Raw genomic sequence first — 8807 nt, 5'->3', positions numbered from 1 at the left:
ACGAGCCGGGAGGTCATGGGGCATTCGATGGCGGTGCCGCCCACCTCGCCGTCGCCCTGCGCCGCGTGGCCGTCACCGACGCTGAGGAGCGCACCGGGAACCGTCACGGGGAGGAACAGCGTAGAGCCCGCCACCAGCTCCCTGCAGTCGATGTTTCCGCCGCCCGCCGCGCGGGGAGGAGTGGTGGAGAACTCCCCTTCCTCGGGCTGCGGCATGCCGACGACGCCGAGGAAGGGCCTCAGCTGAACCGTGTGGCCGAGCTGGTTCGTCCCGGTCCCCCGGTCCCGATCCAGCTGCCACAGGAGCCATTCGGGCTCACCGCCCGCGACCCCCAGCGACCGCGTGAAGGCGTCGTCGCGCCGCCCTGCCACGGTGAAGCCCCAATCGCCGGGTGTGAGCGCCTCGAAGGAGACGGACAGCATGTCCCCCGGCTGCGCTCCCCGCACCTCGATGGGACCGGTGAGGCAGTGGCCCCGCCGGTCCGGGAACATCAGTGGCCGCACCTCCCCGGGAAAGGACTGCGGCTCCAGGTGGCCGGAGGCGTCAAGGGACTCCACCACCACTGTGTCGCCGGGATCCACTGCCAGCACTGCCGGAGTATCGCGGGAAAAGACCTGGGTGACAGTGCCGGAGTGCACCTCGAGCTGGTGAATCGTCATCGCCGTCCTTCGTGAACTAGTCGTGTAGGTCGACTTCGCGGGCCACGCTCGCGCCGATCTCGGTCCGGATGGCGTCGAGCACCTCCTGCGGCACCGAACTGTCGACGGTGAGGAGGGACAGCGCCTGGCCGCCCTCCTTGCTCCGTGCCACCTGCATTCCGGCGATGTTGATGTTCCGTTCACCGAGGAGGCGACCGAGCGTGCCGATCACGCCGGGGCGGTCGGCGTACAGGATCACCAGGAGGTGCTCGCTGATGGGGATCTCGAGATCGTAACCGTTGACGCCCACGAGCTTCTCGATCTGCTTCGGGCCAGTGAGGGTGCCGGCCACTGAGATCTGAGTGCCGTCGGACAGCGCGCCCCGCAGCCGGAGCACGTTCCGGTACTCCTCCGACTCGGAGGTGGTGATGAGCCGCGTGGAGATGCCCCGCTGCTCGGCGAGGAGAGGCGCGTTGACGTAGGACACCTGCTCCGAGACGACGTCGGTGAAGACCCCCTTGAGTGCCGCCAGCTCAAGCGCCTTCACGTCGAGCGACGCGATCTCACCGGCCACCTCGATCTCCACGGAGGTGAGCGAGTCGTGGGTCAGGGCGGTGAAGATACGTCCCAGTTTTTCCATCAGCGGGATGCCGGGACGCACCTTCGGATCGATCACGCCGCCGGCCACGTTGACGGCGTCGGGCACCAGTTCGCCTGCCAGGGCGAGCCGCACCGATTTCGCCACCGAGATGCCGGCCTTTTCCTGGGCCTCATCGGTGGACGCCCCGAGGTGGGGGGTCACCACCACGTTGTCCAGGGCGAAGAACGGGAGGTCGGTGCTCGGCTCGGAAACGAAGACGTCGATGCCGGCGCCTGCTATCTGCCCCTCCGTCAACGCGGTATACAGGGCTGCTTCGTCAACGAGCCCACCGCGCGCCACGTTGACCACGTACGCCGTCGTCTTCATCTTTCCGAAGGCCGCGTTGCCGAGCATGCCCACGGTTTCCGGGGTCTTCGGCATGTGGATGGTGACGAAGTCGGCTTCCTTCAGGAGCTCATCGAGCGTCACGAGCCGCACGTTCAGCTGCTGGGCGCGGGCGGAGGTGATGTACGGGTCGTAGGCGAGGATCTCGGTGCCGAAGCCCTGCATGCGCTCGGCGACGAGGGCGCCGATGCGGCCGAGGCCGATGATGCCGACCTTCTTCTCGTACAGTTCGATACCCGAGTACTTCGACCGCTTCCACTCCCCCGCCTTCAGCGCACCGCTGGCCTGGGGGATGTTCCGCGCGAGGCTGAGGATGTGCCCCACCGTCAGTTCCGCCGCCGAGATGATGTTCGAGGTCGGCGCGTTGACCACCATGACGCCAGCGCTCGTCGCGGCCTTGATATCGACGTTGTCGAGGCCTACGCCGGCGCGGGCGATGACCTTCAGCTTCGGCGCCGCGGCGATGGCCTCGGCGTCCATCCGCGTTGCGGAACGCACCAGGACGGCGTCGACGTCGGCGAGGTCCGCGAGCAGTCGGGAGCGGTCCGCTCCGTCCGTGCTTCGGATATCGAAGTCCGGGCCGAGCGCCTCGACGGTGGCAGGTGAGAGTTCTTCGGCGATCAGGACGACAGGTTTCGGGTTCACGGGGAAAGGATCCTTGCAGCTGGTGGGATGAAAACGGGTCCTACACCCTGACAGGGCGCACCGTCCGGCGCGCCCTGTCAGTTGGTGCTGGTAGCGCTAGCGGGCTACCGAGCCTTCGGTGTAGTCGTCATTCGTCTTGATCCAGGAGAACAGCTTGCGCAGTTCGCGCCCGGTGCTCTCGATCGGGTGGTCCTCACCCTTCTTGCGCAGCGCGGCGAATTCGGGAGCGCCGGCGTCCTGGTCGTCGATGAAGCGCTTCGCGAACGCACCGTTCTGGATGTCGGCGAGCACGGCCTTCATGTTCTCCTTGACGGACTCGTCGATCACGCGGGGGCCCGAGACGTAGTCGCCGTACTCGGCGGTGTCGGAGACGCTCCAGCGCTGCTTGGCGATACCGCCCTCCACCATGAGGTCGACGATCAGCTTGAGCTCGTGCAGCACCTCGAAGTACGCGACCTCGGGCTTGTACCCGGCCTCGGTGAGCGTTTCGAAACCGTACTGGATGAGCTGGGAGGCGCCGCCGCACAGCACAGCCTGCTCACCGAAGAGGTCGGTCTCGGTCTCTTCGGTGAAGGTGGTCTCGATGACCCCGGCACGGGTTCCGCCGATGGCCTTCGCATAGGAGAGCGCGAGCTCTTTCGCCTTTCCGGACGGGTTCTGCTCCACCGCGATCAGGTCGGGGACGCCCCGCCCGGCCTCGAATTCGCGGCGGACGATGTGGCCGGGGCCCTTGGGCGCGACCAGCGCGACGTCGACGTCGGCCGGTGCCTTGATGTAGCCGTAGCGGACGTTGAAGCCGTGCCCGAAGAACAGGGCGTCGCCGGCCTGCAGGTTCGGCTCGATGTCGTCCTTGTAGACGTGGCGCTGCACCTGGTCCGGGGTGAGCACCATGATGAGGTCGGCTTCCGCGGTGGCCTCGGCGACCGACAGGACGCGAAGCCCCTCGGCTTCGGCCTTGGCACGCGACGCCGAGCCCTCCTTCAGGCCCACCCGCACGTCGACGCCGGAATCGCGGAGACTGAGGGCGTGGGCGTGGCCCTGGCTGCCATAGCCGATGACGGCGACGGTGCGTGCCTGGATGATGGAAAGGTCTGCATCGTCGTCATAGAACATCTCGGTCACGGGTGTTTCTCCTCTAGGTGGATGGTGCTGGAAATCGTTACGGTTGGAATTGCTGGTGGGAGGCGCGGTTTCGCCGGTCAGGCAGTGCGCAAGGCGCGGTCGCTCATCGACTTCGCGCCGCGGCCGATCGCAAGGGTGCCCGACTGGACGATCTCGCGGACCCCGAACGGCTCGAGGACGGACAACAGGGCGCTGAGCTTTTCCGGCGTTCCGGTGGCCTCGATGATGAGCGAGTCGGTGGAGACATCGACCACCGACGCACGGAACAGGTCGGCCGCCTGGGTCACCTGCAGCCGGGTCGCAGCATCAGCACGGACCTTGATAAGGATGTGGTCCCGCTGCACCGACGTCTCGGAGGTCAGCTCGACGATCTTGAGAACGTTGATGAGCTTGTTGAGCTGCTTGGTGACCTGCTCGAGGAGGTCACCCTCGGCCTCGACCACCACGGTGATCCGGGACATACCCGGGATCTCGGTGGGGCCGACCGCGAGGGAGTTGATGTTGAACGCGCGGCGGGCGAAGAGGCTTGCGACGCGCGTCAGGACGCCCGGAACGTCTTCGACCAGGACGGAAAGCGTATGACGGGCCATGGTTAGTCCTCCTGTTCCCACTGCGGGGTCATGTTCCGGGCGATCTGGATGAGGTCGTTGCTGACGCCCGAGGGCACCATCGGCCAGACCATCGAATCCCGGCTCACCACGAAGTCGACGACGACGGGGCGGTCGTTGATCTCGAGGGCCTGCTGGATGGTGGCGTCGATGTCCTCGTCACGCTCGCAGCGCAGGCCTGCACAGCCGTAGGCGTCCGCGAGCTTGACGAAGTCGGGAACCCGCACGGTGTCGTGGCCGGTGTTGAGGTCCGTGTTGGAGTAGCGGCCCTCGTAGAACAGGGTCTGCCACTGCCGCACCATGCCCAGCGAGGAGTTGTTGATGACCGCCACCTTGATGGGGATGTTGTTGATCACGCAGGTGGCGAGTTCCTGGTTGGTCATCTGGAAGCAGCCGTCGCCGTCGATCGCCCAGACCACGCGGTCCGGGTTTCCCACCTTGGCGCCCATGGCGGCCGGCACCGAGTAGCCCATGGTGCCGAGGCCACCCGAGTTGAGCCAGGAGTCCGGGCGTTCGTACTGGATGAACTGGGCGGCCCACATCTGGTGCTGGCCCACTCCGGCGACGTACACGCCCTCTGGCCCGGTGAGTTCGCCGATCCGCTTGATGACGTGCTGCGGCGCGGAGAGCCCGTCGTCGGGCTGGACGAAGCCCATGGGATAGGTTTTCCGAAGGTGATTCAAAGTGCTCCACCATGCGGTGATGTCGGGAGCATCGCCGGCAGCATGCTGGTCCCGCACCGCCTGGGTCAGCTCCGGGATGATCTCCTTGACCGATCCGACGATCGGCACGTCGGCCGTACGGTTCTTCGAGATCTCCGCGGGGTCGATATCTGCGTGGATGACCTTGGCCCCGGGCGCGAAACTCGAGAGGACGCCGGTGACGCGGTCGTCGAACCGCGCACCGAGCGTGATGAGGAGGTCGGCCTGCTGGAGGGCGGTCACTGCTGAGACCGCTCCGTGCATGCCGGGCATGCCCACGTGCTGGTGGTGCGAATCAGGGAACACGCCGCGGGCCATCAGCGTGGTCACCACGGGGGCGCCCACGAGTTCGGCAAGTTCCTTCAGTTCGGCTGCGGCGTGGGCCTTCATGACGCCGCCGCCCACGTAGAAGACGGGCCGGGTCGATTCGCCGATCAGGCGTGCCGCTTCGCGGACCTGCTTGGAGTGCCCGCGCAGCACCGGTCGGTATCCCTGAAGTTCCACCTTCGGCGGCCAGGAGAAGGTCATCTGGCCCTGCTGGGCGTCCTTGGCGATATCGACGAGCACCGGACCGGGGCGGCCGGTGGACGCGATATGGAAGGCCTCTGCGAGGACCCGGGGGATGTCCTCGGGATTGGTGACCAGGTAGGAGTGCTTGGTGATGGGCATGGTGATACCCACGATGTCGGCTTCCTGGAACGCGTCCGAACCGATGAAGGCGCTGGACACCTGTCCGGTGATGGCGACCATCGGAACCGAGTCCATGTGTGCGTCGGCGATCGCCGTGACCAGGTTCGTGGCACCCGGGCCGGAGGTCACGATGCAGACGCCCGGCCGACCGGTCACCATGGCGTAGCCCTGGGCCGCGTGGCCCGCGCCCTGTTCGTGCCGGACGAGGATGTGGCGCAGCTTGGAGGACGCCATCAGTGGATCATAGGTGGGCAGGATGGCTCCGCCCGGGAGCCCGAAGATATCGTCGACGCCGAGCTCTTCGAGGGACCGGACGATTGCCGCCGATCCGAGCATCTGGATGGGTCCCACGACATTGTTCGGTCCGCGGACCGCACTCTGCGGGACCACGGTCTGCGCTGAATCCCTGCCGGAGGGTGCCGACGGTGCGGCCGGTGCGGCTGGTCTTGCTGCCATCAGCGCCGGGCTGATAGGCGATCCCTTGGACATCGGTAACTTCCTTTAAAACGGTATTGCACGAACTTCCTGGACACTGCGCTTCTGCTGGATTCAACAAAAAAACCCCTCAGCCCGGTGAGGCTCTGTGAGGGGTTGCGCGTGACGTAAAGTCGACCGGTCGGGCTTTAGGCCGCGCGCTGGGTAAGGACGACGACTACGGATACAAGCTGCATACCTGTAGTGTCCACGCACCCGGGAATGGGTGTCAACCGCACCCCTGCCCATCTCACATACTGGACAGGGAGTCCAGTTAGTGGACATTAACCCGTCCCCGTTACACCGGCAGCACTGCTGCTATCCGCAGTAGGCCCCTTCGGACGCCGAGTGCACAAGCTTTGCGTACTTGGCGAGGACGCCCTTGGTGTAAGTCGCGGGGAGCGGCTCCCAGCCGATCTTCCGGCCCTCCAGTTCCGCTTCGTCCACCAGGAGGTCGAAGGTCTTGTTGGAGATGTCGGCGCGGATGCGGTCGCCGTCCTTCACGAAGGCGATGGGTCCGCCGTCGACGGCTTCGGGCGCCACGTGCCCGATGCACAGGCCGGTGGTACCACCGGAGAAACGTCCGTCGGTGAGGAGCAGGACGTCCTTGCCGAGGCCCGCACCCTTGATGGCACCGGTGATCGCGAGCATCTCGCGCATTCCCGGCCCGCCCTTGGGTCCCTCATAGCGGATGACGACGACGTCGCCGGCGAGGATTTCCCCGGCATCGAGGGCATCGAGGGCTCCCTGCTCGCGCTCGAACACCCGGGCGGTGCCCTCGAAGACGTCCGCGTCGAAGCCTGCGCTCTTCACGACGGCGCCCTCCGGCGCCATCGAGCCGTGGAGGATGGTGATGCCGCCGGTCTTGTGGACCGGGTTGTCGAGTGCGCGGAGGATCTTGCCGTCGAGATCCGGCGGGTTGATGGCGGCGAGGTTCTCGGCCACCGTCCTGCCCGTCACGGTGAGGCAATCGCCGTGGATCAGGCCGGCGTCGAGGAGCGCCCGCATGATCACCGGAACGCCGCCCACCCTGTCGACGTCGGTCATGACATAGCGTCCGAAGGGCTTGAGGTCGCCGAGGTGCGGGATGCGGTCACCGATGCGGTTGAAATCGTCGAGGGTCAGCTCGACCTCGGCCTCGCGTGCAATCGCCAGCAGGTGCAGCACGGCGTTCGTGGAACCGCCGAAGGCCATGGTCACCGCAATGGCGTTCTCGAAGGCCTTGCGCGTCATGATGTCGCGCGCGGTAATGCCGAGGCGAAGCAGGTTCACCACCGCCTCCCCCGACTTCCGCGCGAATTCGTCACGACGGCGGTCGGCCGACGGCGGTGCTGCCGAGCCTGGCAGTGACATCCCGAGGGCCTCGCCGATGCAGGCCATGGTGTTCGCTGTGTACATGCCGCCGCAGGCGCCTTCGCCGGGGCAGATCGCCTTCTCGATGCGCGTCAGGTCAGCCTCCGACATCTTTCCGGCAGCGCAGGCACCCACCGCCTCGAAGGCGTCGATCAGCGTGACTTCCTTCTCCGTGCCGTCCTCGAGCTTGACCCAGCCGGGCATGATCGTGCCGGCGTAGAGGAAGACGCTGGCGAGGTCCAGCCGGGCGGCGGCCATCAGCATGCCGGGCAGGGACTTGTCACAGCCGGCCAGGAGTACTGAGCCGTCGATGCGCTCGGCCTCCATGACGGTCTCGACCGAGTCGGCGATGACCTCGCGCGAGACGAGGGAGAAGTGCATGCCCTGATGACCCATGGAGATGCCGTCGGACACGGAGATGGTGCCGAACTGCATGGGGAACCCACCACCGGCGTGGACGCCCTCCTTGGCGCCCTGCGCCAGGCGGTTCAGGGACAGGTTGCAGGGAGTGATCTCGTTCCAGGAACTGGCGACGCCGATCTGCGGCTTCGCGAAATCGTCATCGCCCATCCCCACGGCCCGGAACATCCCGCGCGCAGGCGCCGCATGGATTCCGTCGGTTACTACTCGGCTTCTCGGTTTGATGTCAGGAGTTGTTTCCACGCTCATGGGTCAAAGTCTAGGCCTACAGATACGTGCACCCGTGCTCTATGACCCCGCTGTTACTCGCCGGAAGGGGGCGAAACCGCCCGGACGGTACAGTGGAAATCGGGTGGTCGGCACGTGAGCGGCCACCATCCGCCCAGCACTTCCTGCGAACCTGCTGGGATCCCTACCCTGATGGCGTGATATGACTTCCGACGAGGCCGGCGACCGATTCGAACAACTGCACGGCGGACGTGGCCTGAAGAACGCCCTGCGGCGCGTCTTCGACACGCAGATCCCCAATTACGGCGACTACAACCTGGTGTTCGCGTCGCACGAGCGGGAGGACGGCGAGCTGCGGCCTCCCCTCAGCGCCGTCGGCTCCTATGTGCTCGGCTACCGCTGGCAGCCGGCCGAGATCATGATGGCCCCCGTCGATGTGGCAAGCATCACCGGGGCCGGGATCCCGGTCGAGGTCAACATGACCAACCTCGCGCACGCGCTGCAGTGGAACGACGGCAGTTACGAGGTGGGCACGAGCACCGGCCGCATCTTCCGGTTCGGGGTTCATCCGCAACCCACGCTCGACGTCGGACCGGGCAACACCCTCGTGCTCGAACAGGATGAGGACGTGATCGACTTCGACGCCTTCATGGAGGCGTTCATCGCGATGGCTTAGGTGCATCAGCCCAGGCCTATCAGTGCAGAATGCAGCCGTCCGGCGGCCGTGATCAGCCCAGCGGCCGGGGTCAGTCTTCGGCCCACGGTCCGGCCTGCACCAGGTTGACGGGCGCCTTGCCCTCCCCCAGCAGCCGGATCTGCCGATCGAGCAGCCGAACGATCCGCGGCCAGAATGCACCGGTGTTACCCCCGACGTGCGGCGTGATGATGGCCCCCTCCTGCTTCCACAGCGGATGGTCCGCCGGCAGCGGCTCGGGATCGACGA

General features: G+C 66.4%; 7 protein-coding genes and 1 pseudogene. 1 reads left to right on the top strand and 7 read right to left on the bottom strand.

Annotated elements, in window-relative coordinates; all coding sequences use genetic code 11:
- The 6 genes from Y705_RS17055 to ilvD form a co-directional block, all read right to left on the bottom strand.
- Positions 1 to 659, bottom strand: a 659-nt coding sequence (locus tag Y705_RS17055) for an acetamidase/formamidase family protein (RefSeq protein ID WP_081737750.1), incomplete at its 3' end; no start/stop codon positions are given.
- A gap of 16 nt (positions 660 to 675) precedes the next feature.
- Complete coding sequence (gene serA, locus Y705_RS0103320; protein WP_026531822.1) at positions 676 to 2268, bottom strand: phosphoglycerate dehydrogenase; 1593 nt, start codon at positions 2266 to 2268, stop codon at positions 676 to 678.
- 96 nt (positions 2269 to 2364) lie between these two features.
- Entirely contained in the window at positions 2365 to 3390 is a 1026-nt protein-coding gene (ilvC, locus tag Y705_RS0103315; protein WP_026531821.1) for a ketol-acid reductoisomerase, read from the bottom strand.
- Between the two features lie 77 nt (positions 3391 to 3467).
- Positions 3468 to 3980, bottom strand: coding sequence for an acetolactate synthase small subunit (ilvN, locus tag Y705_RS0103310; protein ID WP_026531820.1), 513 nt, complete (start codon positions 3978 to 3980; stop codon positions 3468 to 3470).
- Between the two features lie 2 nt (positions 3981 to 3982).
- The gene (locus Y705_RS0103305) at positions 3983 to 5878 is read right to left on the bottom strand and encodes an acetolactate synthase large subunit (RefSeq protein ID WP_026531819.1); all 1896 of its coding nucleotides are present in this window, start codon (positions 5876 to 5878) and stop codon (positions 3983 to 3985) included.
- A gap of 303 nt (positions 5879 to 6181) precedes the next feature.
- A complete protein-coding gene (gene ilvD, locus Y705_RS0103300) occupies positions 6182 to 7885 on the bottom strand; it encodes a dihydroxy-acid dehydratase (RefSeq protein WP_026531818.1) in 1704 nt (567 codons plus the stop codon).
- A 181-nt stretch (positions 7886 to 8066) separates the two neighbouring features.
- On the opposite strand from ilvD, the gene Y705_RS0103295 reads away from it, so the two are divergent.
- Positions 8067 to 8540: a hypothetical protein gene (locus tag Y705_RS0103295; RefSeq protein WP_049822200.1), complete on the top strand. Its 474-nt coding sequence runs from the start codon at positions 8067 to 8069 to the stop codon at positions 8538 to 8540.
- A gap of 70 nt (positions 8541 to 8610) precedes the next feature.
- Here the strand turns inward: Y705_RS0103295 and Y705_RS22145 are convergent.
- A pseudogene (locus Y705_RS22145) lies at positions 8611 to 8807 on the bottom strand (hydroxyacid dehydrogenase); the annotation flags it as partial.

It is taken from the genome of Arthrobacter sp. H41, from assembly GCF_000520535.1.
GTDB lineage: Bacteria > Actinomycetota > Actinomycetes > Actinomycetales > Micrococcaceae > Arthrobacter_D.
The sequence above is the reverse complement of the archived record's forward strand: the minus strand, read 5'-3'. Positions and strand labels throughout refer to the sequence as shown.